Source organism: Actinokineospora alba (assembly GCF_004362515.1).
In the GTDB taxonomy this organism is placed as follows: domain Bacteria; phylum Actinomycetota; class Actinomycetes; order Mycobacteriales; family Pseudonocardiaceae; genus Actinokineospora; species Actinokineospora alba.
Genome location: NZ_SNXU01000001.1, coordinates 3,903,625 through 3,928,588, shown reverse-complemented (window position 1 = coordinate 3,928,588; position 24,964 = coordinate 3,903,625). Strand labels below are relative to the sequence as shown.

Here is a 24,964-nt window from a genome sequence, read left to right as displayed (position 1 = left end):
TCACCGCTGTTCGTCCTCGTCTTCCCGCCGCCGCACACCGACGCGCAGCAGCACGGCGGTCGCGATCAGGCCCAGGCCCGCCCCGGTCATCGACCCGGAGGAGAGCTCGGTGCTGCCCTGGTCACTGGCCACCTTCGGCTGCTGGCAGATCCGCCCGCCCGGGCAGGGTTCGCTCGAGATCATCCGGATCGACCGGCTCGCCGAGTCGACCGACGCGCCACCGCTCGCGGCGTGCGCGCGGACAACGACGCTGTTGATCCCCTCTTCGATGGTGATCGTCGCGCTTGTGGCCGAGCACGCGATCGGCTGCGAGTAGTCGTAGGTCTTGTTCACGACCTCGCAGGTGCCGTTGTGGTTGGCCCAGTCGGCGGGCGGCGCCATCGTCAGCCGCCTGCTGTAGCTGGTACCCGAGACACCTGTGATCACCACCGCGCCCGCGGTCGGCAGCGACGGCGGCGGCGGCGGAGGTGGCGGCGGCGTGGTCGTCGTGGTCACCGGGGGCGGCGCGACCGTGGTGGTCGGCGGCGGCGGGTTCGCGACGGTGGTGGTCGGCTGCGGCGGGTTGGTCGTGGCCCCGGGCGGCACCGTCCACACCGTCGACCCGGCGGCGCCCTGACCGGTCTGGTTGACCGCGCGCACCGTGACGTCGAGCCTGCCGTTCTGGCAGAACTGCGTGCCCGCGCAGGGCAGAGTCAACTGGGTCGACGTCCCGGTGACCTGAGCCGACTTCGACCCGCCGCTGAACGCGCCGGTCGCCGCCACCGCGTACCCGGACACCGGGGACGCGCCCGCGGTCGCCTCACCCCAGCGGATGGCGACGGAGATCTCGTCGGCCGTGCGGGAGACCAGCGAGACCGTGATACCCGGCGGCACGCCCGGCACACCGGCCCGCGGGTCGACCGACGTCGTCGGCACGGGTGACCCGCTGTCCGTCGGCGGCAGTGGGCTGACCTCGACCGTCGACGTGGTCGTCGGCTGGTTGGGCCGGGTCCGCGTCGGCTCGTGCGGGTTCGGCTTCGGCGGGCTCGGCGGCGTCGGCGGCGTCGTTCGGTCCGGGTTGGTGACCTGCAGCTCTGGGCTGCGGATGACCACCGAGCGGGTCTTGCCGTCGGCGTCGACGATCACCCCCGTCTCGGCGCCCGGGGTGTTGATGAACAGCCTGCCGTCGTCGAAGACCAGCTGCGGGTCGCCGGAGCCACCGGTGCGCACGTCGTCGCCCGCCCGCCCGCCGGAGCGGTCGAGCACGACGACCTTGCCGGTGCCCTTGCAGGGGACGTAGATCTTGTCGTGGAACACCGCGGGCCTGCCGGGCCGCGCGCAGCCCAGGCCCGCGACGTCGACGCGCAGCACCTCGTCGCCGGAGACGAGCACGACCGTGCCGTTCTCCGGGATCGACGCGGGGACCAGACCACTCGGGCTGGTCTGCGCGGCGAGGACGTCGCCGATCTGCCGGGCGGTCGTGGCGCTCACGTCGGCGCCGGTGCCGTCCTGCAGGACGACGCCACCTTCGAGGCCCAGCACGGTGACGCCCTGGCGGTGCGGGACCAGGGCGGCACGCGGGCCCGCGCCCGCGACCGGGCGGTTGGATTTCTCGACGAACCGGTTGTCCTCCTCGGACCAGTCCAGCGCGCGCAGGTTGCCGCCGTGGTCGACGACCCAGAGGACGCCTTCCTCGTCGGTGACGGCGTCGGCGATCGGTTGACCCGACAGCCACGGGGCGCCGAGGTCGGCGAGGGTGATCGGGTCGGCGTTGACCACCGACCCGCCCGCCCGGTCGACGATGTAGAGCCTGCCGTCGGCGAGGAGCACCTTGCTCGCCCCGCCCGCCGGGGCCTGCCTGCGACCGCTGGCGAGCAGCGTCGACAGGTCGATCACGGTGATCTGCCCGGTCCGCCGGTCGAGGACGACGAGCATCCCGTCTTTCTGCGTGATGTCGAGCTGCGCGTCGGCGCCCGAGACCTGCAGTCGGGTCTCCGGCCTGCCGGAGGCGGGATTGACCTGGACGACCTCGCCGCGCTGCTCGTCGGCGAGCCAGGTCAGCCCGTCGGAGACCTCGACCGCGGTGCGGGAGATCCCGTTGCCCAGTGCCGCCCCGGCGAGCAGGAGCACCCCTAAGGCGGCGGCGCCGAAGCTGGCCGATTCACGGCCGCGTCCACGCTTGCTGAAAAAACGGCGAACGGTTCTCGCCGCGCTTGATCCCACGGTCATCGCACACTCTCCCTGGCCCGCCGGGATCGTATCCGGGCTGGGAGCCGCATTTGGTCGGAACCGACTGTCTAGATCGTCAGTCCGGAAGAATCATTCGCGAAAGCACCGGCGTTCCCCAGAATGGGCTAACCCGCTTTAGGAGTGGCGCAGCACCTCTCGTCGACCGTGTTGTCGAACGAGCCCGCGAAAGCGGTCGGGGCGGCGATGGCGAGGCCGGCGGCGGCGACGAGCGCGGCGATCAGCAGCAGGGCACGGCGTTTCATGGGTACCTCTCGTGTCAGCAGGGGGACGGCACGACTGTGGACTGTGGATCGCGCTTATGTCAACGGCCTTGTGGCGCAATTGTGCGCACGTCCGTCCTACTCTTACAGAGAAAACGGCGCCCAGGCGGGACAATCGCCGAGCTTCCTTCGCCGTTGGTCCACTTGTACGAACGAAAGCGTTTACTGGAACCAGATTCCCACTGTCGGTGTGCGACCGATCGCTTACCGTGTGTCGTCGAAACGCTGGTCGAGCGGGCCGGTATTCTGGGCGGGTGCAGATGATCCCGGTCCTGGTCGTCGCGGGCTTTCTCGGATCCGGGAAGACCACCCTGCTCAACCACCTTCTGCGGGCCCGAACCGGTCTGCGCATCGGTGTGATCGTCAACGACTTCGGCAGCGTCAACATCGACGCGATGACCGTCGCCGCCCAGGTCGACTCGATGGTCACCCTCGGCAACGGCTGCCTGTGCTGCGCGGTCGACGTCTCCGATCTCGACGACATGCTCGCGCGGCTGGCCAAACCGGACGCGCCGGTCGACGTGATCGTCATCGAGGCCAGCGGCCTGGCCGAACCGCCCGCGATGGTCAAGCTGGTTCTCGGCAGCACCAACCCGCACGTCGCCTACGGCGGCCTCGTCGAGGTCGTCGACGCGGCCGAGTTCGAGTCGACCCGCGAACGACACCCCCAGCTCGACAAGCACCTGCGGTACGCGGACCTGTTGCTGCTCAACAAGATGGACCGCATCGACGCCGCGGCTGGCGAGCGGGTGCTGGCGCTGGTGCGCGAGCTGGCGGCGGGGGTCCCCGTCGTCCCGACCGACCACGGCCGCGTCGACCCGCACCTGTTGTTCGACCCGGTGGACCGTCCGGACTGGGCCGAACGCCAACTGTCCTTCGACGACCTGATCGAACACGAACCGCATGTGCACGCGGAATACGAGAGCGTCACGTTCGAATCCGACCAGCCGATGAACCCGATCCGCTTCGCCCGCTTCCTCGCCGACCGTCCCGCGGGCCTGTACCGGATGAAGGGCTACGCCCACTTCGGCGACGGCGAGCAGTACGCGCTGCAGACCGTCGGCGGCTACATCGACCTACGACGCGAGCCCGAGCCGCACGGCACCCGACTGGTCATGATCGGCGCCGCCCTCGACGCCGAGCTCATCACCAAGACCCTCACCGACGCCGTCGAACCGGACCCGGCGTCCCTCGACCCGCTCGACCTGCTTTCGGTCACCCGATACGTCCGGGACTGACTGCCCTTCCGTCCGCCCACGCGGACCTGTCGGCGGCGGGCGGCTCGCACACACCATGGTCGGCATGGACAGCGAGATCACCGGAGTCGAGTTCGACCACGAGGTGGCCCCCGGCAGCACCGTCGACCTGGACGCCGACTGGGTCGCCTGGCTGGAGGGCGAACCCGTGCCCGACAGCGTCGAGGGCGTCGACCAGACCATCGTCTATGGGGCCGCCGAGGGCCCCGCGATCGCCTAGGAGCGCGCCATGGGCAACCCCGAACTCGCCCGCGACAGCGGCGAGACCGCCTGGGTCGAGTATCTGCAGCAACTCCTCGCGTCGAAGCTCGAAGCGGAGGCGGCGGCGGGCGCGGTGCGACTGAGCCCCGTCGACGGCCTGTTCGGCCCACTCACGGAGGGGTCGGTCCGCTACTTCCAACAACGCGAAGGCCTCCCCGACACCGGCATCGTCGACGACGCCACGTGGCAGGCACTGGAGGACACCAGCGCCGCCACCGCAACCACCGCGAGCCCGATCGACCTGCGCATCCCGGTTCAGCTGGCACTGCACTGGGACGACACGACGATCGAACGGATGCTGCAGGACTTCGACACCTTCGACCTCGCCACCCACCCCGGCGCCAGGCTCACCCTGGGATCGGGCGCGGGACCGCTGGCGGGCAACGGGAGCGTCCAGCTGTTCAACCGCGAAATCCCGTTGTGGCGCAACTGGTTCCTGACCGAGACGACCCGCCTGACCCTCGACTGGTCCCGCGACCACGGCTTCGAACTGGGCTTGGACAACGAGGCCGAATTCGGCGTGCGGCCGCTGCGCAACGTCGACATCTTCATCCACGGCGACCTGGACCTGAAGTGGCAACCGCAAGAAGCCCGAGGCACCGTCGACTGGGGCGGCTCCCTCAACCTCCGCTGGCGCTTCGACATGCCATAGGACCGGCTTCTCACGCTTCCACGACGACTTCAAGGCCGAGCGGGCGCAACCCACTCGCCCATCCCGCCCTCGGGCTCGACTTCGCGCGCCAGGTCCCGGTATGAACCTGGGCCTGGCGAAGGTGAGGCCCGACCTGACCGAGCCCGCGTCCAGGGTCGCGGTGCACGCGGCGCCGGCACGGGCAAGTCGCGCCCCGCTTCGGGCGACCGCTTGTGACAGCAGATCCCCTGTCGCAGCGGTTCCGAACCACAGCTCCCGGAATCACCGATCGGCGCGTCGAATGCCGAAATCAAGCGGCGATTCATCCCAACCCAATACGGCAGGCCAATTCGAGAGCAAGCGCCCCACCAGCGCAAACCCCCACCCACCCTGGGGGGCTGCCCTTGGCCAGTCTATCGGCGCGGGGGCCGCGAGGGCAGGGGTCGCGGGCTGCCTGTGGATAACTACGATGCCCCTATGGCCGGAAACCGCCCGGGCCCATTTCGGTGGCTCTACTTCGTCTACGGTGGCCGACTCCCCGACCGGTACCGGGACTGGGTGCTGCACGTCGCCACCTGCCCAACTTGGCTGGTTCGCGCGTTCGGGCGGGGGCTCATGCAGCTCGCGCCCATCCTCGGCGCGCTGCTCGCCGGTTTGGTGGTCTTCGGTGGGTCGTGGCCGTTGGCGCTGGGGTCGACGCTGCTCGGTTTCCTGGTCGCGCTGCGCATCATCCTGGCGTTCGCCCAGGACAACGTCGACGCCCGCGTCGCGCAGCATGGGTTTCCGGCGGGGCATGCCACGGCCATCCGCCGCAGGCGGCACGCCGCCGAGGAAGCCGCCAAAGCCGCGCGCTACCGCGAGACCTGGCAGACCTAGTCCCGCTTGACCATCCGCACCGCGCCGCCGTCCAAGTCCACGCGCAGATGCGGCGGCGCACCCGATTCCTCGTCGTCGCGCATCAGGGACTGGGACTTGCGGTCCTCCAGTTCCAGCCGTTTGCCGCCGGAGAAGAACGCGTCGAGTTCCTCAAAGCCCACCGTCGTCGCCGGGAGATCCTTGCGCCGCCATGGCGACCACCGCTCGACAGCGGCGAGCACGATCAGCAGCACCACCAAGCCCGGCAGCGACAGCGCGAAGAGCATCCCGACCCACACAACCAGAGAAACTCCGCCACGCCCGGGAGAGTTCCCGGCTTGTTCCGAGTGACAACACCCTTTGTCCCCCAGCGCATAGCCTCCGCACCACGCTGCCCACGACACTGGACCTCCTTGAGCCCCGTCCCCGAGGAGTCACCACATGCGGGCATTCCTCCGCGCGGCAGTCGTCTCCGTCGTGCTGGCCGCGAGCATCACCGTGCCCAGCGCCGCGGCCGCACCCACGGCGGCCCGGTACGCCGAACACCTGACGATCGGCTTCGTCTTCGGCGACGACGCCCACGACACCAACCCCTTCTGGCGCGGTGAGCTGACGCCGACGACCGTGGTCTCCCAGAGCACCTCCGGCCCGCTCTGGTGGAAGACCACCACGACCGTCCTGTCCGGCAAGGCCCGCGCCGCCCGGGTCAACATGCCCGAGACCGAACGCACCGGCTCCGTCCAGCTCACCGTCGTGCAGCGCCCGTTCCTCGCCCCCGAGGTCCGCTATTCGGCGTTCGACGGCTGGCTCACCGGCACGTCGTGGCACGCGGGCGCGAAGGGCTTCTCCGGCACCTTCACCACCACCGACGGCCACAGCGGCCCCATCGCCGCGGTCACCGACGCGAAGATGGCCGAACCGGCGCAGACCACCGCCGCGGAGTACCCGTTCCTCGCCGCCGTCCTCACCGGCCCGCACAAGGGCGCGCTCCCGATCGGCGACTTCCACATCAACCAGATCGGCACCTACGTCGGCGGCAACTTCCTGTCCACCGGAGGCATCTACACCGTCATCGGCGACACCGACGGCCACCTCGTCCTGATGCACATGGTCGGCTACGGCGCCGTCGTGGGCGTCCCGGACTCGTTCCTCGGCGGCCAGGTCCTCGGCGGCACGTTCACCGGCCCCTCCCCCGGCGACGGCGGCACGTGGGGCTCGATCCGCACGTTCCACATCTTCTAGCTAGCGAGCCTGCGGCAACCGCACGGTTCGGCGAGGACGACCCGCGGACGGCGGCGGCACGACCGGCCCGATGTCGCCGTCCGGGGCCTCGTCCAGGTCCACGATCACCGGAGCGTGGTCGCTGGGCCCGGTCCCCTTGCGCGCGTGCCGGTCGACCCAGGCCGCCTCGACGCGCGAGGCGACCGGCGCGCCGGCGAGCACCAGGTCGATGCGCATGCCGAGGTTCTGGTGGAACATCCCGGCCCGGTAGTCCCAATAGGTGAAGACAGTCTCGGTCGGCCACCGGTCACGCACGACGTCGCTGAGGCCCAACGCCTGCAGGTCGGCGAGCGCGGCCCGCTCCGGGGCCGTGACATGGGTCTGCCCGACGTAGGCGGCGGGGTCGAACACGTCGGCGTCGGTCGGCGCGATGTTCATGTCGCCGCAGACGATCACCTCGGGTGGTCCGGCGGCGACGACGGCCCGCAGCGCGGCCAGCCATTCGAGTTTGTACTCGTAGTGGTCCGACCCCGGCACCCGCCCGTTCGGTACGTACAGCGAGTGCACCCGCACACCGCCGCAAGTCGCCGCCACCGCCCGCGCCTCCTGATGCGGGAACCCCGGCGCGTTCGCCAGCCCGACGGAGACGTCGTCGAGCCCGACCCGCGACAGGATCGCCACCCCGTTCCACCGCCCCTCACCGCTGAGCGCCACCTCGTACCCGCGGTCGGCGAGCTTCGCTCCGAGCAGGTCGGTGAACGCCTCGTCGGTGAGCTTGGTTTCCTGGAGGCAGACCACATCGGGCGCGCGCTGGTCGAGCCAGGGCAACAGCCGGGGCTCGCGCTGCTTGACGGAGTTGACGTTCCACGTCGCTACCCGCATGCGGTCCACCGTAACCGGATCAGAACCGGGCCGCCGCCTCGCGCGCCTCGACCGCCGACTCCGCCGCCAGCGCCGCCGCGGCGATCTCCCGGCACTGCTCGATCGTGCGTTCCGCCAGCGCCGCCCGCACATCCGGCACGCTGACCGCCGCCATCGACAGCGACTCGATGCCCAAACCGGCCAGCACCAGCGCGAGCAGCGGATCGCTCGCCGCCTCCCCGCACACGCCGACCGGTTTCCCGGCCTCCTGACCGGCCCGCGCGGTCGCGGCGATCAGGTCGAGCAGCGCGGGCTGCCACGGGTCCAGCAGCGCGGCCAGCTCTCCGAGTTGCCGGTCGGCGGCGAAGGTGTACTGCGCCAGATCGTTGGTGCCGAGGCTGACGAAGTCCACGGCCGCCAGCACCGACGCCGCGCGCAAGGCGGCGGCGGGCACCTCGATCATCACGCCGACCTTCGCGATCCCGTGCGAGCGCGCCACTTCGGCGAAGTCGGCGGCTTCCGCTGCCGTGGCGACCATCGGCGCCATCACCCATGGCGACGTTCCGGTGTCGCCCGCGGCCAACGCCAGCGCCTCCAGCTGGTCGTGCAGCAGCTCCGGCCGTCGCCACGATGTCCGCAGTCCGCGCACCCCCAGCGCCGGGTTGTCCTCCGGATCGGGACAGGCATAGGGAACCGGCTTGTCCGCGCCCGCGTCGAGCGTGCGGACCACAACTTTGCGGCCCGCCAACGGTTCCAGGACCCGCCGGTACACCCGGCGCTGTTCCTCCATCGACGGCGCCTCGGCGCGGTCGAGGAACAGGAACTCGGTGCGGAACAGGCCCACCCCCTCGAGATCGAGGGCGGCGGCCGACACCGCGTCCGCCGGGCCGCCGACGTTGGCCAGCAACGCGATCGGGTGCCCGTCGGCCGTTCGACCGGGACCGCGCACAGCGGCCCGCGCGACCCGTGCCGCGCGCAGGGCGGCGACCTCGGCGACCTCGGCCTCCGTCGGATGCACCACGACCCGGCCCGATCCGCCGTCCACGACCACCGGCATACCATCCACAAAGGACACAGCGTCGGCGCAGGCCACGACCGCCGGGATGCCCAGCGACTTGGCCAGGATCGCCGTGTGACTCGTCGGCCCACCGCGTTCGGTGACCACGGCCAACACCATGGCCGGGTCCAGCAGCGCGGTGTCCGCGGGCGCGAGATCCTTCGCCACCAGCACATACGGGTATCCCGGCTCGGGCAGACCGGGCATCGGCAGGCCGAGCAGCTGTGCGACCGCACGGTCACGGATGTCATCGAGGTCGGCTACCCGCTCGGCCATATACGGCCCGGCCGCGGCCAGCAGCTCCCGATACCCGCCGATGGCACGGTCGACCGCCCAGGCGGCCGGAATCCCTTGCCCGACAAGGTCTCGGACGTTCGACGCGAGCGCCGGGTCGCGCGCCATCATCGACGCGGCCGTGAGCACCTCGGCGGCTTCCGGGCTCGCCAGCTTGGCCCGCCGCTCCAGTTCCGCGGCGGTCTCCTCCAGCGCTGTGGCGGCCCGGTCCTGGTCGTCGGCACCGACCGCAGGCTGAGCGGCAGGCAGCCGGGGCGGCTCCCCGAGGCGGGCGACCGGGCCGGTCGCCACCCCAGGGCTCACGCCGATACCGCTGAAGCTGGTCATGCGTCGTGGTCGACTTCCAGGACGGCCGCGAGGGCGGCCAGCGCCTGAAACGCCTCGTCGCCGTCAGCGGACAACACGACCTCCTCGCCGCCGCGGACGTCGAGTCCGAGCACGGACAGGATGCTGCGGGCGTCCACAGGGGTGCCGCCGTCCTTGGCGATGGTCACCGGCACCGGCTGCGCCGCGGCGGCCTGCACGAACAGGCTCGCCGGGCGGGCGTGCAGGCCCACTGCGGATGCGATTGTCACTCGACACTCGGTCATGACGGTCCTCTCTCAGACAGTGGCGGGCACAGCGGCGACAGCGGACTTCTCACTGCCACGCAACGACTTCGCGGCCAGGACGCACACCGCGGTGATGACGGTGCCCACGGCGATGGCGAGCACGACGAACAGCGGCTTGCCGATCAGGCCGACCACCCAGATCCCGCCGTGCGGGGCGAGCGAGGTCGCGCCGACAAGCATCGTGAGCCCGCCGGTGGCGGCGGAGCCGAGCACGATCGACGGGATCACGCGCAGCGGATCGGCCGCGGCGAACGGGATCGCGCCCTCGGTGATGAACGACGCGCCCAGCAGCCAGCCCGCCTCGCCGGCCTTGCGCTCGGCGTCGGTGAACAGCTTGCGCCGGATCACCGTCGCCAGCGCGAGTCCCAGCGGCGGCACCATGCCCGCGGCCATCACCGCGGCCATCGCGGCCGACGGGGTGCCGGAGGCGAGGGTGCCGACGGCGAAGGTGTAGGCGACCTTGTTGACCGGACCGCCCATGTCGAAGGCCATCATCGCGCCCAGCAGCAGCCCCAGGGCGACCGCGCCGGTGCCGGTCATCCCGGTGAGCCAGTCGGTCAGACCGGTCTGCACGGCCGCGACCGGGGACCCGATGACCAGCAGCATCACGGTGCCGACCACGGCCGTGGAGATCAGCGGCACGATCACGACCGGCATCACAGCCTGCAACGCACGCGGCAGCGAGATCCGGGTCAGCGCGTAGGCGACACCGCCAGCCAGCAGACCCGCGAGCAGCCCGCCGAGGAATCCGGCGCCGGTCGCGGTCGCCAGCAGACCGCCGACGACACCGGGCACGAGTCCCGGCCGGTCGGCGATCGCGAAGGCGATGAACCCGGCCAGGATCGGGACCAGCATGGAGAAGGCGACCGCGCCGATCTTGAACAGCACACCCGGCAGGCCCGCGGTCGCGAACAGCTGCGACAGGTCGGTGACACCGGCGTACTCGACACCGCCGAAGGTGCCGCCATTGACCTTGTTGGCGACTTCCGCGCCGCCGAACAGGAACGCCAGCGCGATCAGCAGACCGCCCGCCGCGACGAACGGGATCATGTAGCTGACCCCGGTCATCAGCCACTGCCGCAACCGGGTTCCCACGCCGCCCGATTCGTCCACTTTGGACACCAAGACTGCCGAGGGACCATCGGCCGCACGACCGACGGCTTGGGCGATCAGCTCACCGGGATTGTTGATGGCCTGTTTGACGCCTGCCTGCACGAGCGGCTTGCCCGCGAACCGGTCACGCTCGCGGACCTCGACGTCGGCGGCGAAGATGACCGCCCGCGCGTCGGCGATGTCCTGCGGGGACAGCGGATCCATGCCCGCCGAGCCCTGGGTCTCCACCAGCAGTTCGTGGCCCGCGTCCTTCGCGGCCTGTTCCAGCGCCTCGGCGGCCATGTAGGTGTGGGCGATGCCGGTGGGACAAGAGGTGACGGCTACGAGTTTCATCGGTCGATCACTTCCTCGGTGATGAGCTTGACGACCGCGGCGGGATCGGCGGCGGTGGCGAGGGCGTCCTTGAAGGACTGGTGGACGAGCCTGCGGGCGAGCGAGGCAAGGATCTTCATGTGCTCGCCGCCCGCCCCGTCCGGCGCGGCGATCAGGAAGATGAGTCGCGCGGGACCGTCGGGGGCGCCCCAGTCGACGCCGTCATCGCTCCGCGCGAAGGCGAGCGACGGTTCGGCGACCGCGGCGGAGCGGGCGTGCGGAATGCCGATGCCGCCTTCGAGGCCGGTCGGCATCTGCGCCTCGCGGGCGGCGACGTCGGCGAGGAACGCCTCGACGTCGGTGACCCGACCGGCCGCGTGGAGCCGTTCGGCGAGCGCACGGGTGGTCGAGGCGCGGTCGGTGCTGTCGAGGTCGAGCAGGACGAGGTCTTCGGTGATGAGGGGCATCGGCGTCTCAGTTCTCGGTGAGGGTGGCGGCGGGATCGAAGGCGGGTGAGCAGCGCACGGCGGCCCGGTCGAGTTCGGCGGGAGTGGGCATCCGGCTGCCGGGCAGAGCGGCGGCCGCGGCGCCCCACGCGACGGCGTCGGCCAGGGCGTCGGGCCCGAGGTGGCCCGCGGCAAGGAATCCCGCGAGCAGCGCGTCGCCCGCGCCGACGGTGCTGCGTGGTTCGACGAAGGTGCTGTGGGCATGCCAGGCGCCGTCGGCGGTGACCAGCAGCGCCCCTTCGGCGCCGACGCTGGCGACCACGGTGGCGACGCCTTGGTCGAGCACCTCCCGGGCGGCGCTCAGCGCGTCGCCGAGGGTCCGCACTTCGTGGCCGACCAGGTCGGCGAGTTCTTCGCGGTTGGGTTTGACCAGGTCGGGACGTCCGGCGACGGCCGCGCGCAGGGCGTCGCCGCTGGTGTCGACCGCGACCCGGGCGCCCCGCTCGCGCAGGCGCAGGGTCAGGTCGGCGTAGAAGTCCGCGGGGAGGCCGGGCGGGAGGCTGCCGCAGAGGACGACCCAGTCGGCGCCCTCGGCGGCGTCCAGCGTGGCGGCGACGAGCCGCGCCCGCTCGGCGGCGTCGAGCCGGGGGCCGGGCTCGTTGAGCTTGGTCGTGGTGCCGTCGGCCTCGGCGATCGTGATGTTGGACCGCACCGCGCCCGCGATGGGCACCTCGACGACGGTGATGCCCGCGGTGGCGAGCAGCGCGGTCAGCTGGACGCCTTCGGCGCCCCCGGTCGGGAGGACGGCGGTGGCGGCGACCCCGTTGGCGGCGAGGGCGCGGGCGACGTTGACGCCTTTGCCGCCCGCGTCGAGCAGCGCGGACCTGGTTCGCAGGACGGCGCCGCGCTGGAGGCTGTCGATCTCGATGGTGCGGTCGACGCTCGGGTTGGCGGTGACGGTGACGATCATGCGCGCACCACCGTCGGCCCGGCCGCCTCGAACTCGGCGGCCTCGGCGTCGCTGAGCCGGTCGTCGGTGACGATCACGTCGACCTGGTCCAGGGTGGCGAATCGCGCGAAGCACTCCGTTCCCACCTTGGAGGAGTCGGTCAGCACCACGACCCGGCGGGCGGCCGTGACCATGGCGGACTTCACCGCGGCCTCGGCCTGGTCCGGGGTGCTGAGTCCGCGGTCGGCGGTCAGCCCGTTGGTGCCGACGAAAGCGACGTCGACGTAAAGGTCACGCAACGCGTTGAGCGCCCAGGTGTCGACCCCGGCCAGCGTCTTGGGACGGACCCTTCCGCCAAGGCAGAGCACATTGACCCCGCGGTTCGCCAACGCCAGCGCGATCGGCAGCGCGTTGGTCACCACGGTGAGGTCACGGTCGGCGGGCACGAGCTCGGCGAGCCGGGCGGTCGTGCTGCCCGCGTCCAACAGGATCACGCCCTCGGCGGGCAACTCGGCGAGCGCCGCCTTGGCGATGCGCTGCTTCTCTCCGGTCGACTCGGCGTCCCGGGCGGCCAGCTCCGGCTCGAACCGCAGCCGCTCCACGGGAATCGCACCGCCATGGACCCGCCGGAGAACACCGTGCTTCTCCAAGGCGTCGAGGTCGCGCCGAACGGTCTCGGTGGTGACACCCAGGTCCTCGGCCAACCCGGCGACCTCCACCCGCCCCGCCGCGCGAGCACGGTCGGCGATGAGCTGCTGGCGTTCGGCGGCATACATGAAGTGGGATTCCCTTCATTTCACTGTTGTTTCATCTTTGTACGTCTTTGTTTCGGTGGGGTCAAGGGGTTACCGGCCGGTATCCAACCGGCACGGCTGATTCGCCCCCGCGCGACTCGTGCATAAGTGACAAAGGTGCTGGTCAGGGCGACAACGGGGATACCCGCAGAAGCTGAACGCAGTTAACGTTTCGCCCGGCTGGGAGCCTGACGGGGCGGGGTGGACATGAAGCTGGACGACACACGGCAGACGATCGCCGAGACCTTCGACCGCACCGCGGACACCTACGACGCGGTCGGCGTGGACTTCTTCGGCGTCTTCGCCCGCCAACTCCTCGACGACGTCGGCCCCATCGCGGGCGACGACGTCCTGGACATCGGCTGCGGCCGCGGCGCGGTCCTGTTCCCGGCCGCGGAACGCGTCGGCCCGACCGGCTCGGTCCTGGGCATCGACCTGTCCCCCGCCATGGTCGCCCGCACCGAGCGCGACATTGCCGACCTCGGACTCGACATCACCGTCGCGGTGATGGACGCGCAGGACCCCGTGCTGCCGGGCCGCCTTTTCGACACGATCCTGTCTTCCTGCGTGGTCTTCTTCCTCCCCGACCCCATCGCGGCCCTGCGCGCCTGGCACGACCTCCTGCGACCCGGCGGCCGCATCGGCCTCACGACCTTCTGCGGCGACGACCCCCGCTGGTCCCCGGTCCGCGAGGTCTTCGGCCCCTACATCCCGCCCGAGATGATCTGGTCGATGGTGAACCCGGCGAACCCCATGGCCTCGACGGAGAACTTCGAGAGCGCCCTGGGGTCGGCCGGTTTCACATCACCTTCCTCGGTGATCCGAGAGCACGAGATCACTTTCGCCGACCCCACGCACTGGGTCGACTGGTCGTGGTCGCACGGCCAGCGGCTCTTCTGGGAACTCATCCCGCCCGCCGAGCAGCCCGCGGTCCGAGCCGAAGTGCTCAGCCGCTTGGCGCCGCTGCGTGATCCGGACGGATGTGTGCGGATGAAACAGGCCGTCCGCTATACCGTCGCCCACCGACCATGAGCAAGGTCGCGATAGTGGGCCAATATCTGGGGAGCCGCAGGGCCATCATGACCATGCCTGGGCGGGTTACCGCATCGAAGATCCAGCCGGCTGAATCCGGCATGGACCGGTGAAGGTGGTGGGGCGGGTGGGGCTCGAACCCACGGCCAAGGGATTATGAGTCCCCGGCCCCAGCCCACGTAGACCGGAAAGACCTGGTCAGAGCGGCCTTCGATATGTCTCTGCTGCCTGCGTTGGAGACAAACGGACGCTGTTTGCAGTCATCGCTGCAGTCATCGTGCCCAGCAAAGGTCGGCCAAGTTGAGCGACGGGTGGAAGCTGTAGCGCGCGACTTGTCGGCACAATCAGTGGATTGATTGCAAGCCCGCTACGAAACGTTCAGCGTCAATACGGGTGCTCTCAAAGAGGGCGGGCTCAACCTCGGCCAACTCTCGATACACGTCTGCTGCCTCCTGCGCCAACGCCAACGCCTCATCCCGCCGCCCCACCTCCGCAAGGCTTGCCGCTAAGTTATTCAACGACAGGGCCAGATCCGGCCGGTAGGCATCTGGCGCCACAGCAACCAACTCCCGATACAGGTCCACCGCCTCCTGCGCCGGCGCCAACGCCTCACCCCGCCGACCCACCTCCGCCAACCTGTTCGCCAGGTTGTTCAACGATCCCGCCAGGGCCGGTCGGTAGGCATCCGGCGCCACCGCCGCCAACTCACGCCGAATGTCCACCGTTTCCTGCGCTGTCGCCAACGCCTCATCCCACTGTCCCACCTCCGCCAACCTGTTCGCCAGGTTGTTGAGCGACACGGCAAGGGCTGGCCGGTAAACATCCGGCGACGCCTCGGCCAGCTCCCGATCCAGCTCAGCCGCCTCCTGCGCCGTCGCCAGCGCCTCACCCCGCCGACCCACATCCCCAAGGCTGATCGACAGGTTGTTCAACGACATGGCCAGGGCTGGCCGGTAGGCGTCTGGCGCCACCGCCGCCAACTCACGCCGAATGTCCACCGCCTCCTGCACGGGCGCCAACGCCTCATCCCACTGCCCGACCGCCGCCAACCTGATCGCCAAGTTGTTCAACGACATGGCAAGGTCCGGCCGGAAGGCGTCCGGCGATGCTTCAGCAAGTTCCCGATACAGGTTCACCGCCTCCTGCACGGGCGCCAACGCCTCACCCCGCCGACCCACCTCTGCCAAGGTATTCGAGAGGTTGTTCAACGACGTGGCAAGGTCCGGCCGGTAGGCGTCCGGCGATGCTTCAGCAAGTTCCCGATACAGGTTCACCGCCTCCTGCACGGGCGCCAACGCCTCACCCCGCCGACCCACCTCTCCCAAGGCATTCGAGAGGTTGTTCAACGACGTGGCCAGATCCGGCCGGTAGGCATCCGGCGACGCCGCCGCCGACTCCCGCCGAATGTCCACCGCCTCCTGCGCCAACGCCAACGCCTCATCCCGCCGCCCCACCTCCGCAAGGCTTGCCGCCAAATTATTCAACGACATGGCCAGATCCGGCCGGTAGGCGTCCGGCGATGCTTCAGCAAGTTCCCGATACAGGTTCACCGCCTCCTGCGCCGGCGCCAACGCCTCACCCCGCCGACCCACCTCCGCCAACCTGTTCGCCAGGTTGTTCAACGCCCCCGCCAGGTGTGGACGGTAGGCATCCGGCGCCACGGCAACCAACTCCCGATACAGGTCAGCCGCCTCCTTGCCCGTCGCCAACGCCTCACCCCGGCGCCCCATTGTGGCCAACCTGACCGCCAAGGTATTCAACGACATGGCAAGGGCTGGCAGGTAGGCGATCGGCGACGCTGCCACCAACTCACGACGAATGTCCACCGCCTCCTGAGCCAACTCCAATGCCTCACCCCACCGCCCCACGTCCGCCAACCTGATCGCGAGGTTGTTCAACGCCGCCGCCAAGGCTGGCCTGTCGGTTGTGTTGACTCGCAGGGAGTCGACAATGCGCTCGGCGATAGTCACGGCGACATCGGCCAAGATCAGACTTCGGTCCGGAAGCGACGCAGCAATCGCTGTGAGTTCGTCGATGTCTGCGGCGGCCGATGCGCGGTCAAGTCCGGTGATGATGGGGGTTGGTCGTTCGGCTCGGGCGGCGACCGCGATCGCGGCGCGGCTAGCCTTGAGCCGCCCCGCAGTGACAGCTAACGTGATCACCTCATCGAGGTGGTGTGCGTGGACGCTGGCCTGACCAAGCAGGGCCAGCGCGTGGGTGACCTGATTCTGTGTCGCCGTGTCAAGGACGTCGAGCACCAGCGCTGGAGAGTCGTTCGCGGACAGGACCTTACTAACCAGTCGTTCTGTGACACGGTCAGGCTGAGGCCGCGACCAATAGCCCTTGTCTGCCTCGTAAAGGCGGTTGAGCCAATTGGCAACTGTGATCTGTTGGTCTTCGGTGAGATCACGGAGTCCTTTCACTGCACCAAGGACCGTGGTCGCTTCGCCCTCGTCGGCGGCACCGAACAACGCCGCAGCAGCCACTGCGCGCCGCTGCGTCGTCTCGCTAAGGCCAGTCAACCCAACCGCTTCCGCGGCTTTGGTCCAGTACCGGCGTTCGTGTTCCAGCAGCACGTCCATCGGATCGACCGGACTGGGCTGCGGGTCGGCGGCCTGCAGCAACGCAGCGAGGGCGTCGATGTGCACTCCGAGGACGGTCCGGTACCGCTCCTCGGTCAGCGGCGGTGCGTCTAGCCCGGCAGCGAGCGTGTCCCACGGCTGGTCGGTGTAGCCCTCGACCGTTGCCAACTCCGCAGCGAGCGCGATCACAGCCTCCTGCCAAGCCTCGCGGCGGCCTGGCGGGTCGGGGTCGACGGGCGCGAGCAGACGGTCAGGTCCGGTGGCGAGGAAACCAGCGTGGATCGAGCCGACGGTCAACTCCTCGCGCCAGGCACCTGCGGATCTCGCCAGCAATAGCACCCGCGTCCGCACCGCGGTGTCCTGCAGGGCCTCGGCCAGTTGAGAGAGTTGGATGCGCCGGTTCTCGGCGTAGTCCACCACCACCAACACCGGGCACGTCGCGCTCGCCACACTCGCCAATCTGTCGGCCGGCGCGTTCTCGGCGAGCGCTACGGTGGCCCACCCGCGGGCCGCAAGCAGCGCCGACACTTTCCGCGCCAGGCGCGTCTTGCCCTGACCACCCGGCCCGTGAACCAGCAACGATGCCAGGTGCGCATCCGTATCGCACCAATCCAAGACAACATCGACCTCCGGCCGATCCCGAAAGGGCATCGGCGCGACGTCTGCGCGCAGCAGCGCCGCAGGCGAATCCACCCGTGCCGACCGCGTCGTCAGGTCAACGAATTCGACCGGTTCCAGCACCGGGTCGCCGCCAACGTGCTCGACCCACAACCGGGCGAACCCCTCGTCCGCGCCGAACGTGGCCACCGGCACCGCGACAAGACGATCATGGGCGAATCCGGCGGGGTCCACGATCACGACGCCGACCAGAAGTCCTCGGCTCGTCAGCGCCGCGCCGGACATGCCCTGCCACGGCGAGGCGCTCGACACCACACGGGCTGGCGGGGAGTCCACCGCGACCGACAACCACCCGGCCTTCACCAACGACCCCGGATTGACCGTTCCTGACGCCTGCTCGGTATCGCGCATCTCCGGTGTCGCGACGACGTTGGGAAACCCGGTCGCCACGCAGCGCTGCCCCGGTTCCCGCGTTACGAACCGGCCCAACCGCGCCCGTCGGCGGCGCGTCATCGGCCACGCTGGATCGGTGACCAGCAATAGCGCCACGTCCACCACATCGTCGTACCGGCTCCAAGCAACCTCGGCGTCACGCAGCTCCGGGTCGCCCTCGATCCGCACCCGCACGGTCGGCATCGGCCGACCACCGATACACACCACGTGTGCCGCGGTCAACACCAGCCGACCACCCACGACGTAACCGGAGCCGCACGACCAGCCCGACTCACTTGGCCGCTCGGCCCAGACCTCGACCTCGCCGCGCATGGCGCGCTACCTGGCTGGGGGAGCGTTCGTGTTGCCCGCGACCCGCCACGAGCGCCCCTCGGCGTCCTGCGGCGTCAACTCCACCCGGACCTTGTGCGTCGCGGCTGACGACCGCTCGCCCTTTCCGTCCACGCTCACTACCCAGAACTTCACCCCGCCGCCACCACCGACGACCGTCTTGACCTCGCCACCGAACTCGATCTCCACCTTGCCCACCGCAAATGACAACGGCTTGCCTTGACCAGCTCGCTGCGCCTCAACCAACCCAGCGCGCACGGCCTCGATCGCGCTCGCCAAATCGACACCCGTCGACTCATCAACCCCGTTGCCACCCACGGCGACCCCCGCTCTACAAACAAACACTGATAACGCCAGTGTCGCCGATCAACGACACACCGTTACCAGCAGGGTTGACTACCAAACCTCGCCGTCCACGCAGCCCCGACCTGGGTCTGGCGGTCACGGCGCTTCAAAGCCTCCGGCCATTCGGCGAGGTGCGGCCACCGCGTCACTAAGCTGACAAGGGCGGACGGGCCGGTCATGACCCGGCCCGTCCGCCCCACAGTGATTCTCTTTGGTTATCTCAGATGTGCCATTGCTTTCCGCAGTCCAGGCACGTGGCGATTCCGGCGAGTACGTAGACGCTCCAGTGCGTGCAGGCCATAGCGGTTCACCTCCTCATGGTTCAGCGGTGATCACAGACAGGACGAGCGCGACAGTGAGCACACCGAGGCCGATGACGAGTGCGGTCACAGCGGTTTGGATGCGCCGGTATTTGGCGCGGGCGATGACGGCCAGGCCGCATAGGTCGTGCGCGGCGGCCAGCCCGGTCTCGGTGTCGGCGCGGTAGGTGGCCAGTAGTGACGCGGGGCCGCGGTGGGCGGCGTCGAGCCAGGATCCGGTGGCGGGGTTGTCGGTCAGGCGGGGTCGGATCGCGGCGAGCAGCAGCAGGACGCTGACCGAGATCGGCGCGGCCGAGAGCCACAGCGTGACCGCCGCGACGACCGGTAGCGGGCGACCAGTGAGGGCGATGATCCCGGCCAGGGCGGCAGCGACCAGCGACCAGCAGTGTGGTGGCCTTGGCGTCGGCGCGCCGCAACTCGTCGCGGACCTGGTCGCGGGCGGCGACCAGACCGGCGGGAACCGTCGGGGCGCTCATCGCCAGCCCCGCCCGGTCTGGCGGGCGCACAGGTCGAGGAACTCCTCGACGGCCTCGATCGTGTCGAGGCGGCCATGCGCGCGGTCGGTCAGCGTGTCGCCGACGGCCTCGGCCCGGCGCAGCGAGTTGAGGAACGGCAACAGGTCGGCGGCGCGGATGGTGTGGCGGTCGGCCTCGGCGCGCAGCATCGGGTTGAGGTGCTCGGCGCGCCACTGGTCGTAGGCGGCTGCCTCACCGGCGTCGGTGGGCGGGTGCTCGGTGTCCCCATGCCAGCCGCAGGCGCAGGCGGCGACGAACGCGGTGTGCGCGTCGGACGGGTAGCGGGCCGACCATTCCCCGCTGGTGTAGCCGCCGTCGGCATTTTGCGGTCGGCGTAGCCCTCGTGGCTGTAGGCGTCGATCAGGTCGGCATACGGTCCGCTGTAGACGGTTCCCATGACTGGCTCCAGGTTGTCGGCGGTCGGAAGGGGGGAAGGCCACACCCGGCGGCGTGGCCTCCCGGACAGGGGTCAGTCGGGCAGGATCACCAGGAGGTGGTTGTCGTCGCCGCCGAAACGGACGGCGGCGTCACGGTCGGCCTGGGTGAGGTCGATCTGGCAGGACTCGGGCGCGAGAAACACGCGCCGCCCGTCGGTCCTGGACATGTGGCGCAGCGTGTCGTCGATCTCGTCGCGGCTGATGTCGGTGAGCAGAGCCCGCAGCGCGACCATGCCCACCCAGTCCTGGCGCTTGCGGGCCAGCTGGAAATAGGCGCTGCGGATCCGGGTCTCGATCTCGGCGGTGGTGAGGGCCATCTCGGTGTCCTTCCGGTGCTGACTAGGGGCTTTGCTTTGGGTCCACGGCCTTTGGGCCGGTGGTCTGGTCCCCCCGCCCTTGGGGGGCCTGACCGCGGGCGCAGGCCACCACGGCGCAAAGAGGCTCGCGGCCAAGGGGGCGGCTTGCCGCATCGCGCAGCGACGCCCGAAGGGCGCCCTTTACCGGGAGACGCGCCGTGGTAGCCGGACTTGTGTGCACCCGGTTGGCGAGTGGCTACGTTTGTCGCGTCAAAAGGGCTTTCCGCGGCCGAAGGCCGACCAATTCCCGACCGCCAGGAAGGGCGTCCCTTTCCCTGGCCGTGCAACGGATCTGCCCGTGTCGGTGCCCCGTGCGACCATCGAAGCCATGGAGCTGACTGGTGCGGATTTCGACAAGATCCCGCGCGGCAACTTCCGGGTGCCGCGCGCGGAGTTCGCTCGCGTGTGGCTTGCTGCGGAACAGCACCAGGACGCTCACCCAAAAGGACTGGCGCATTGCCGGTGTCGTCGGCACTTGCCGGTGGCTGGCCTGCGCGACCGTCCGCCCGGCCTCCGGCGGCGCTTGGTACTCCCCCTCTGCGCCGGTCACCGAGCAGACCGGCGCGGCGCATGAGGAAGTCATTGCCGCTGAGTGCCTGGAGGCCGAGAAGCTGGCCATGCGGCACCCGGCCTGGCTCGACAAACGGCCCGGCTGGATTGACGCCGTGGTCGACACGCTGAACTGGGCGTGGCGCGGTTCCGGCGTTCCACCCATCGACATGTCCCAACCTGGCTGACCTCATCACCAGCCACCGCCCCGGCTGAGCGCATTTTCGTCAGCGTGCGCGGCGGCTTCGGTTGCGGCGTCGTCGGCTGCCCAGCGGGCGACTTGTTCGGCGCGGGCTTCGTCGGCTGCGCGCTGTTCGTCGGCGGCCTGGCGGGCCTGGATCTCGGCGAGGGCGCGCTGGGCGCGGGCGATCGTCTCGGCGGTCTCGTCCGCGCTCGGCACGCGGATCTGGTCGGCTTCGATGACCGTCGGTTCGGTCTCGGCTAGACCCCGACCCGACCAGGATCGTTCCGCGCGTCCTGGTCTGCAGCCACCTTCGACAGAGCGTGGCGGTTGCGGTTGAGCGTCTGCCGCGTCGCCTTCCAGCGCTCGTTCTCGTCGCTCCTGGCGCCGTCGTCGGCGTCAGCCTCGTCGGGCTCGTCGACCAGGCCGAAGGTGGAGGGAGGAACGTCCATCGCCACGGCGAACCTGCGCAGCTGCGTGACGTCCTGGCACCTGCGGGAACCACTGACGTACTTCGACACCAGCGTGCGGTCAACGCCAAGGATGGCGGCCATCTCGCCATGCGTGGTCACGTCATGAGCGCGCATGTAGGTCTGAATGACTTCGCCCAGATTCGACCCATCACGTGGGCGATTGACTGTAGGCACCGCGTTCCTCCCAATTTTGGAGATCAGCTCTGAGGGTACGACGGGCAGCTAGGCACGGACGTGCCATTCAAGCACTGCTGACCCAAAGCAGACAGGCGCTAGCCTTGAACGCGCATCTGGGACTCCAACTGGATGCACACCTCCAGGGCGGGGATGCAGCCCGCCCTGGAGACTTCTAACTATTTCCCCGCCTATTTGCAACAGGACACGTGAGGCAATCGACATGAAATCTACCTCCGCGAGTCGCGAACTTGTGAGCATCCTCCTGATCCTGCTCGCGGGCCTCGCTCTGTGGAGGGCAACTGCCATCGCTGGCTGGATCGACTGGCCAGCCTTCCTCGGCTGGATTTGGCGCCATGGATTGCTGATTGCACTCATCAATGCAGCCCTAATCGCGGTGGTTCTCGCCTGCCGCTTACTCGGCATCGGCCGACCCGGAAAGACTCCTCCCCGCCTGACCTGGTGGATGGTTGCAATCGCAGCTGCTATTGTCGCCGGGGTAACTTGGGGATCAACATCTTGGCTCCTTAGCGAAGCCATCAGAGCGACCGACCCCGCAGCCGCCCGTGTTGATGCCATCAAAACTGGACTGAGCATCGGCGCGGCCACTGCTGGCATATTCGCCCTCTTGCTAGCTGTCCGTAGGCAATGGCATCAGGAAGCGGCGGCAGCAGACTTATCCCACGACGCGGGAGAGAAACGCATCACCGAGCAATACACGAAGGCCGTCGAACAATTGGGCTCAGACAAGGCCCATGTACGACTGGGCGGGCTTTACGCCCTCGAGAGAGTGGCTCAAAATAATCCTGCTCAACGTCAAACGATCGTCAACGTATTGTGCGCGTACCTACGGATGCCTTATACGCTTCCAGGCGAGCCGCTCGACGACTGCGCGGATAACGATGTCATTTCCCTCTACAACGAGCGGATACAGGAACGCGAGGTTCGTCTTGCGGCGCAACGCCTACTCAAGCAGCACCTAACACCTCAGCCCGAAGACATGTTTTGGGAGGAAATCGACCTCGACCTTACTGGGGCAGCGCTAATCAACTTCCAGTTGGTAGGCGCCCATGTCCGGACAGCCATGTTCACCGGCGCATCCTTCCACGAGGGTGCATACTTCATAAAGACGACATTCACGTTCGGCCCAGGATTTAGCGGAGCAAGGTTTCACAGCTCCGCAAATTTCGTTGACTGCACGTTCAACCGGGGCGGATCTTTTGGGGATGCGCAATTTTCCGGAATGACGCTCTTTCGACAATCGATATTCATGGGTCCAGCATTGTTTATCGGCGCGACTTTCGCTGACGAGGCACATTTTGCGGGCGTAAAATTTACTGAGGGCGTTCAACTCGATGCGGCACAATTTTCCGGTCGAGCTAATTTCTCAAATGCCACTTTTTCGGGCGAGTGTGGTTTTGTTGGAACCATCTTCGACGGACCCGCCAACTTTGTCGGGACAACATTCAATGGGGACGATCCCTGGCTCCATAGCGCAACCTTCACACTCGGCACACCGCGCGAAGTTCTGAAAGTCATCCAGCTACACGAGAAGGCGGCAACAAACGAGGCTGCGACAGAGGGCCGCTAGCCGCCGGGCCGCTTGAGCCGGCCACCCAGAATCTCAGCCGCTCGTCGGTCGGACTCGCCCGCCCAAGCCGCGCAGACGCGCAAAGTCGTCGCTCCGCCGCCGCCGTGGCCGAGGGCGGCCTGCGACCGTGCAGAGGTCGACTCCAGCGGTAGCAGCTCAGTCGCCGAGTAGTGCCGTAGGGCGTGGAGATGGCTGTCGATGCCCAGGGCGGCGCACATGTCTGCGTATCGGACACCCCCTACTACGCCGTCGATATGCGTCCTACGGGTTCGGTGATGGTGGCCGTCGCATACGGCCGCCGAGAATGTCAGCCGCTCGGCGGTCAGACTCACCTACCCAGGCTGCATAGACCCGCAAGGTGGTGGCGCCACCACCGCCGTGTCCAAGGCGTCCGGCGACTGTGCGGAGGTCGACGCCCGCTGTGATCAACTCGGTTGCCGAGTAGTGGCGCAGAGCGTGCAGGTGAGAGTCGATACCGATGGCGGCGCACATGTTGGCGTAGCGGTGGCTCACGCATCGGGGTGATAAGGGCGGTCTCGGCTGGGCTCGTGCGAGAACAGGTAGTTCCGCTGGACCTTGAGAGTCCGGCCCTTGAGGTCGAAGTGGCTCCACCGCAATCCGAGAACCTCCGCGCGGCGTAGGCCGGTCACCATGACCAACCACACCAACGTGCCCCGGTCCTCGTCCTGCTCCCACGCCGCGGCGAGGATCTGCCCAGCCTGCTCGACCGTTGGCGGATTGGGCTGCGGAATCGGCTGGCGCGGCTTCTGGGCTACCTCGGCCGGGTTAGACACGATCCATTCCCACCGAAGCGCAGCGGCAAGTGCGCCGCTGATCATGAAGTGGATTTTGAGGATCGTCGAGTTCGAGAGCCTCGTGCACTCGTGCGGCTTGCACTCGATGACACGGCAGCCCTTGTCGGCGCAGTCGTGCGGCGGGTATCCAGCCGCGGGCATCCGGCCGGGCGGGCGCCGGTGCTTCACCGTGCGGCACTCGTGTGGGCCTTCCTGCACGTGCTCTACGAACGGCTTGCCGTCGCAGAGGCGGGCGCAGCGCCGGAGGTGAGCGTAGAACTGTTCGAGCACGCGCGCGGTGATCTTGCCGGCGGGAGATTTCCCCAGAGCTGGCCCGATGTAGAGCCGCACGTACATGTCGTAGCTCTGCCGCGTCGTTTCCTCGATCTCGTGGACCTTGAGCCACTCGTCGATCGTGTGGCGGAACGTCGCCTTGGTCCTGGCGCTGCGCTGCTCGGCGACCTGCGCGCGGAACTTCGCTCGGATGCGCTTGGCCTCGGCTGGATCGGTAGTCGAGTCCGAGAGGTACAGGCGCTTCCCGGCGATCGGATCGGTGCCTGCGAAGACGGAGACCTGGAGCGAGTTCCCCCGCTGCCGGATCTGCGATATGTCGTCCTTGGGACGTGGCGTGACGGCGAGCCTAGCAACGCTTGCCGTCATCTGCACAGTCATCCGCAGTCATTTGGATCATGACTCCAGCGTTTCCGCTGGTCAAGTGGTGGGGCGGGTGGGGCTCGAACCCACGGCCAAGGGATTATGAGTCCCCTGCTCTGACCAACTGAGCTACCGCCCCCACCCGACCGATCCTACCCAGGCCGCAGCCATGGGCGATCTTGCCGAAATCGAGGGAAAGTAAACGCCCCAGGTGCGCTGACCTGGGGCGGAAGCTCCTCCAGTTGGACTCGAACCAACAACCCTGCGATTAACAGTCGCATGCTCTGCCAATTGAGCTATGGAGGATTGCTCCGTTGAACCGTGGCTCAACGTTGGAGCAACTCTATCGCACCCCGGCAACGACCTTTCGCAAGGGGGTACCCATATGCGGCCTCGGCACGCGGCGCCCA

25 protein-coding genes, 2 tRNA genes and 1 pseudogene are annotated in these 24,964 nt (G+C 68.9%); 9 read left to right on the top strand and 19 right to left on the bottom strand.

Going from position 1 to position 24,964, the window contains the following annotated elements:
• Both C8E96_RS18090 and C8E96_RS33360 read right to left on the bottom strand, forming a co-directional pair.
• On the bottom strand, positions 1–2,208 hold the full coding sequence (locus C8E96_RS18090; protein WP_133794558.1) for a fibronectin type III domain-containing protein: 2,208 nt from the start codon (positions 2,206–2,208) through the stop codon (positions 1–3).
• 125 nt (positions 2,209–2,333) lie between these two features.
• Positions 2,334–2,471 carry a hypothetical protein gene (locus C8E96_RS33360; RefSeq protein ID WP_166658038.1) on the bottom strand — a complete coding sequence of 46 codons (138 nt, stop codon included), beginning with the start codon at positions 2,469–2,471 and terminating at the stop codon, positions 2,334–2,336.
• 278 nt (positions 2,472–2,749) lie between these two features.
• Here C8E96_RS33360 and C8E96_RS18085 point away from each other — a divergent pair, with 278 nt between their 5' ends.
• From C8E96_RS18085 to C8E96_RS18075, 4 genes are all read left to right on the top strand, one after another.
• Positions 2,750–3,727 carry a CobW family GTP-binding protein gene (locus C8E96_RS18085; RefSeq protein ID WP_091372934.1) on the top strand — a complete coding sequence of 326 codons (978 nt, stop codon included), beginning with the start codon at positions 2,750–2,752 and terminating at the stop codon, positions 3,725–3,727.
• Positions 3,728–3,791: 64 nt separating this feature from the next.
• Positions 3,792–3,965, top strand: a complete 174-nt coding sequence (locus C8E96_RS33355; RefSeq protein WP_166658037.1) for a hypothetical protein — start codon at positions 3,792–3,794, stop codon at positions 3,963–3,965.
• A gap of 9 nt (positions 3,966–3,974) precedes the next feature.
• Positions 3,975–4,658 carry a peptidoglycan-binding domain-containing protein gene (locus C8E96_RS18080; protein ID WP_228769759.1) on the top strand — a complete coding sequence of 228 codons (684 nt, stop codon included), beginning with the start codon at positions 3,975–3,977 and terminating at the stop codon, positions 4,656–4,658.
• 456 nt (positions 4,659–5,114) lie between these two features.
• Complete coding sequence (locus tag C8E96_RS18075) at positions 5,115–5,513, top strand: DUF5313 family protein (RefSeq protein WP_091372081.1); 399 nt, start codon at positions 5,115–5,117, stop codon at positions 5,511–5,513.
• On the opposite strand, the gene C8E96_RS18070 is transcribed toward C8E96_RS18075, so the two are convergent.
• Positions 5,510–5,779 carry a DUF6191 domain-containing protein gene (locus tag C8E96_RS18070; RefSeq protein ID WP_091372938.1) on the bottom strand — a complete coding sequence of 90 codons (270 nt, stop codon included), beginning with the start codon at positions 5,777–5,779 and terminating at the stop codon, positions 5,510–5,512. The two genes, C8E96_RS18075 and C8E96_RS18070, sit on opposite strands and share 4 nt — an antisense overlap.
• A 154-nt stretch (positions 5,780–5,933) precedes the next feature.
• Between C8E96_RS18070 and C8E96_RS18065 the strand changes: the two genes are divergently transcribed.
• Complete coding sequence (locus tag C8E96_RS18065; RefSeq protein WP_091372084.1) at positions 5,934–6,734, top strand: SH3 domain-containing protein; 801 nt, start codon at positions 5,934–5,936, stop codon at positions 6,732–6,734.
• On the opposite strand, the gene C8E96_RS18060 is transcribed toward C8E96_RS18065, so the two are convergent.
• Genes C8E96_RS18060 through C8E96_RS18035 form a run of 7 tightly spaced genes read right to left on the bottom strand, consistent with a single transcriptional unit; the run spans position 6,735 to position 13,132 of the window.
• The gene (locus tag C8E96_RS18060; RefSeq protein WP_091372087.1) at positions 6,735–7,595 is read right to left on the bottom strand and encodes an exodeoxyribonuclease III; all 861 of its coding nucleotides are present in this window, start codon (positions 7,593–7,595) and stop codon (positions 6,735–6,737) included.
• Positions 7,596–7,614: 19 nt separating this feature from the next.
• Positions 7,615–9,252, bottom strand: a complete 1,638-nt coding sequence (ptsP, locus tag C8E96_RS18055; protein WP_091372090.1) for a phosphoenolpyruvate--protein phosphotransferase — start codon at positions 9,250–9,252, stop codon at positions 7,615–7,617.
• Positions 9,249–9,515: an HPr family phosphocarrier protein gene (locus tag C8E96_RS18050; protein ID WP_091372093.1), complete on the bottom strand. Its 267-nt coding sequence runs from the start codon at positions 9,513–9,515 to the stop codon at positions 9,249–9,251. The genes ptsP and C8E96_RS18050 overlap by 4 nt, the downstream gene beginning before the upstream one ends.
• Positions 9,516–9,527: 12 nt before the next feature.
• Positions 9,528–10,982, bottom strand: coding sequence for a PTS fructose transporter subunit IIC (locus tag C8E96_RS18045; RefSeq protein WP_166658036.1), 1,455 nt, complete (start codon positions 10,980–10,982; stop codon positions 9,528–9,530).
• Positions 10,979–11,428, bottom strand: coding sequence for a PTS sugar transporter subunit IIA (locus C8E96_RS33345; RefSeq protein WP_166658035.1), 450 nt, complete (start codon positions 11,426–11,428; stop codon positions 10,979–10,981). Before C8E96_RS33345 ends, C8E96_RS18045 begins: the two co-directional genes overlap by 4 nt.
• Positions 11,429–11,435: 7 nt before the next feature.
• A complete protein-coding gene (gene pfkB / locus C8E96_RS18040) occupies positions 11,436–12,377 on the bottom strand; it encodes a 1-phosphofructokinase (protein WP_091372096.1) in 942 nt (313 codons plus the stop codon).
• A complete protein-coding gene (locus C8E96_RS18035) occupies positions 12,374–13,132 on the bottom strand; it encodes a DeoR/GlpR family DNA-binding transcription regulator (protein WP_091372099.1) in 759 nt (252 codons plus the stop codon). The genes pfkB and C8E96_RS18035 overlap by 4 nt, the downstream gene beginning before the upstream one ends.
• A 225-nt stretch (positions 13,133–13,357) precedes the next feature.
• Between C8E96_RS18035 and C8E96_RS18030 the strand changes: the two genes are divergently transcribed.
• A complete protein-coding gene (locus tag C8E96_RS18030; protein WP_091372103.1) occupies positions 13,358–14,182 on the top strand; it encodes a class I SAM-dependent methyltransferase in 825 nt (274 codons plus the stop codon).
• A 344-nt stretch (positions 14,183–14,526) separates the two neighbouring features.
• On the opposite strand, the gene C8E96_RS18025 is transcribed toward C8E96_RS18030, so the two are convergent.
• The 5 genes from C8E96_RS18025 to C8E96_RS18010 form a co-directional block, all read right to left on the bottom strand.
• On the bottom strand, positions 14,527–18,147 hold the full coding sequence (locus C8E96_RS18025; RefSeq protein WP_091574707.1) for a tetratricopeptide repeat protein: 3,621 nt from the start codon (positions 18,145–18,147) through the stop codon (positions 14,527–14,529).
• A 6-nt stretch (positions 18,148–18,153) separates the two neighbouring features.
• On the bottom strand, positions 18,154–18,483 hold the full coding sequence (locus tag C8E96_RS18020) for a trypco2 family protein (protein WP_267463812.1): 330 nt from the start codon (positions 18,481–18,483) through the stop codon (positions 18,154–18,156).
• A gap of 342 nt (positions 18,484–18,825) precedes the next feature.
• The gene (locus C8E96_RS34660; RefSeq protein WP_407642679.1) at positions 18,826–19,179 is read right to left on the bottom strand and encodes a Pycsar system effector family protein; all 354 of its coding nucleotides are present in this window, start codon (positions 19,177–19,179) and stop codon (positions 18,826–18,828) included.
• Positions 19,180–19,302: 123 nt separating this feature from the next.
• Positions 19,303–19,785 (bottom strand): hypothetical protein, encoded by a 483-nt coding sequence (locus C8E96_RS18015; protein ID WP_133794554.1) that lies wholly within the window; start codon positions 19,783–19,785, stop codon positions 19,303–19,305.
• A 29-nt stretch (positions 19,786–19,814) separates the two neighbouring features.
• Complete coding sequence (locus C8E96_RS18010) at positions 19,815–20,099, bottom strand: hypothetical protein (protein ID WP_091372117.1); 285 nt, start codon at positions 20,097–20,099, stop codon at positions 19,815–19,817.
• A 449-nt stretch (positions 20,100–20,548) separates the two neighbouring features.
• Here C8E96_RS18010 and C8E96_RS18005 point away from each other — a divergent pair, with 449 nt between their 5' ends.
• Positions 20,549–20,875: a hypothetical protein gene (locus tag C8E96_RS18005; RefSeq protein WP_091372120.1), complete on the top strand. Its 327-nt coding sequence runs from the start codon at positions 20,549–20,551 to the stop codon at positions 20,873–20,875.
• 44 nt (positions 20,876–20,919) lie between these two features.
• Positions 20,920–21,132 carry a hypothetical protein gene (locus C8E96_RS18000; protein ID WP_091372123.1) on the top strand — a complete coding sequence of 71 codons (213 nt, stop codon included), beginning with the start codon at positions 20,920–20,922 and terminating at the stop codon, positions 21,130–21,132.
• Here the strand turns inward: C8E96_RS18000 and C8E96_RS17995 are convergent.
• Positions 21,129–21,440: a helix-turn-helix domain-containing protein gene (locus C8E96_RS17995; protein WP_091574704.1), complete on the bottom strand. Its 312-nt coding sequence runs from the start codon at positions 21,438–21,440 to the stop codon at positions 21,129–21,131. The genes C8E96_RS18000 and C8E96_RS17995 overlap by 4 nt on opposite strands.
• Positions 21,441–21,738: 298 nt before the next feature.
• On the opposite strand from C8E96_RS17995, the gene C8E96_RS17990 reads away from it, so the two are divergent.
• Positions 21,739–23,106, top strand: coding sequence for a pentapeptide repeat-containing protein (locus C8E96_RS17990; protein WP_091372131.1), 1,368 nt, complete (start codon positions 21,739–21,741; stop codon positions 23,104–23,106).
• On the opposite strand, the pseudogene C8E96_RS34705 reads toward C8E96_RS17990, so the two are convergent.
• From C8E96_RS34705 to C8E96_RS17970, 3 genes and pseudogenes are all read right to left on the bottom strand, one after another.
• Positions 23,103–24,560: pseudogene (locus tag C8E96_RS34705) on the bottom strand (tyrosine-type recombinase/integrase). The gene C8E96_RS17990 and the pseudogene C8E96_RS34705 sit on opposite strands and share 4 nt — an antisense overlap.
• Before the next feature lie 56 nt (positions 24,561–24,616).
• Positions 24,617–24,693, bottom strand: a tRNA-Ile gene (locus C8E96_RS17975).
• A gap of 94 nt (positions 24,694–24,787) precedes the next feature.
• Positions 24,788–24,860: transfer RNA gene (locus C8E96_RS17970), tRNA-Asn, on the bottom strand.
• Positions 24,861–24,964: the final 104 nt, after the last annotated feature.

Excerpts from the sequence above, each read along its gene's own strand:
- C8E96_RS33360 (WP_166658038.1), bottom strand. The coding sequence starts at position 2,471 with ATGAAACGCCGTGCCCTGCTGCTGATCGCCGCGCTCGTCGCCGCCGCC.
- C8E96_RS18065 (WP_091372084.1), top strand. The coding sequence starts at position 5,934 with ATGCGGGCATTCCTCCGCGCGGCAGTCGTCTCCGTCGTGCTGGCCGCG.
- C8E96_RS18025 (WP_091574707.1), bottom strand. The coding sequence starts at position 18,147 with ATGCGCGGCGAGGTCGAGGTCTGGGCCGAGCGGCCAAGTGAGTCGGGC.
- C8E96_RS18085 (WP_091372934.1), top strand. The coding sequence starts at position 2,750 with ATGATCCCGGTCCTGGTCGTCGCGGGCTTTCTCGGATCCGGGAAGACC.
- C8E96_RS18035 (WP_091372099.1), bottom strand. The coding sequence starts at position 13,132 with ATGTATGCCGCCGAACGCCAGCAGCTCATCGCCGACCGTGCTCGCGCG.
- C8E96_RS17990 (WP_091372131.1), top strand. The coding sequence starts at position 21,739 with ATGAAATCTACCTCCGCGAGTCGCGAACTTGTGAGCATCCTCCTGATC.
- C8E96_RS18010 (WP_091372117.1), bottom strand. The coding sequence starts at position 20,099 with ATGGCCCTCACCACCGCCGAGATCGAGACCCGGATCCGCAGCGCCTAT.
- C8E96_RS18050 (WP_091372093.1), bottom strand. The coding sequence starts at position 9,515 with ATGACCGAGTGTCGAGTGACAATCGCATCCGCAGTGGGCCTGCACGCC.
- pfkB (WP_091372096.1), bottom strand. The coding sequence starts at position 12,377 with ATGATCGTCACCGTCACCGCCAACCCGAGCGTCGACCGCACCATCGAG.
- C8E96_RS18090 (WP_133794558.1), bottom strand. The coding sequence starts at position 2,208 with ATGACCGTGGGATCAAGCGCGGCGAGAACCGTTCGCCGTTTTTTCAGC.
- C8E96_RS18045 (WP_166658036.1), bottom strand. The coding sequence starts at position 10,982 with ATGAAACTCGTAGCCGTCACCTCTTGTCCCACCGGCATCGCCCACACC.
- ptsP (WP_091372090.1), bottom strand. The coding sequence starts at position 9,252 with ATGACCAGCTTCAGCGGTATCGGCGTGAGCCCTGGGGTGGCGACCGGC.
- C8E96_RS18075 (WP_091372081.1), top strand. The coding sequence starts at position 5,115 with ATGGCCGGAAACCGCCCGGGCCCATTTCGGTGGCTCTACTTCGTCTAC.
- C8E96_RS33355 (WP_166658037.1), top strand. The coding sequence starts at position 3,792 with ATGGACAGCGAGATCACCGGAGTCGAGTTCGACCACGAGGTGGCCCCC.
- C8E96_RS33345 (WP_166658035.1), bottom strand. The coding sequence starts at position 11,428 with ATGCCCCTCATCACCGAAGACCTCGTCCTGCTCGACCTCGACAGCACC.
- C8E96_RS18030 (WP_091372103.1), top strand. The coding sequence starts at position 13,358 with ATGAAGCTGGACGACACACGGCAGACGATCGCCGAGACCTTCGACCGC.
- C8E96_RS18070 (WP_091372938.1), bottom strand. The coding sequence starts at position 5,779 with ATGCTCTTCGCGCTGTCGCTGCCGGGCTTGGTGGTGCTGCTGATCGTG.
- C8E96_RS18080 (WP_228769759.1), top strand. The coding sequence starts at position 3,975 with ATGGGCAACCCCGAACTCGCCCGCGACAGCGGCGAGACCGCCTGGGTC.
- C8E96_RS18060 (WP_091372087.1), bottom strand. The coding sequence starts at position 7,595 with ATGCGGGTAGCGACGTGGAACGTCAACTCCGTCAAGCAGCGCGAGCCC.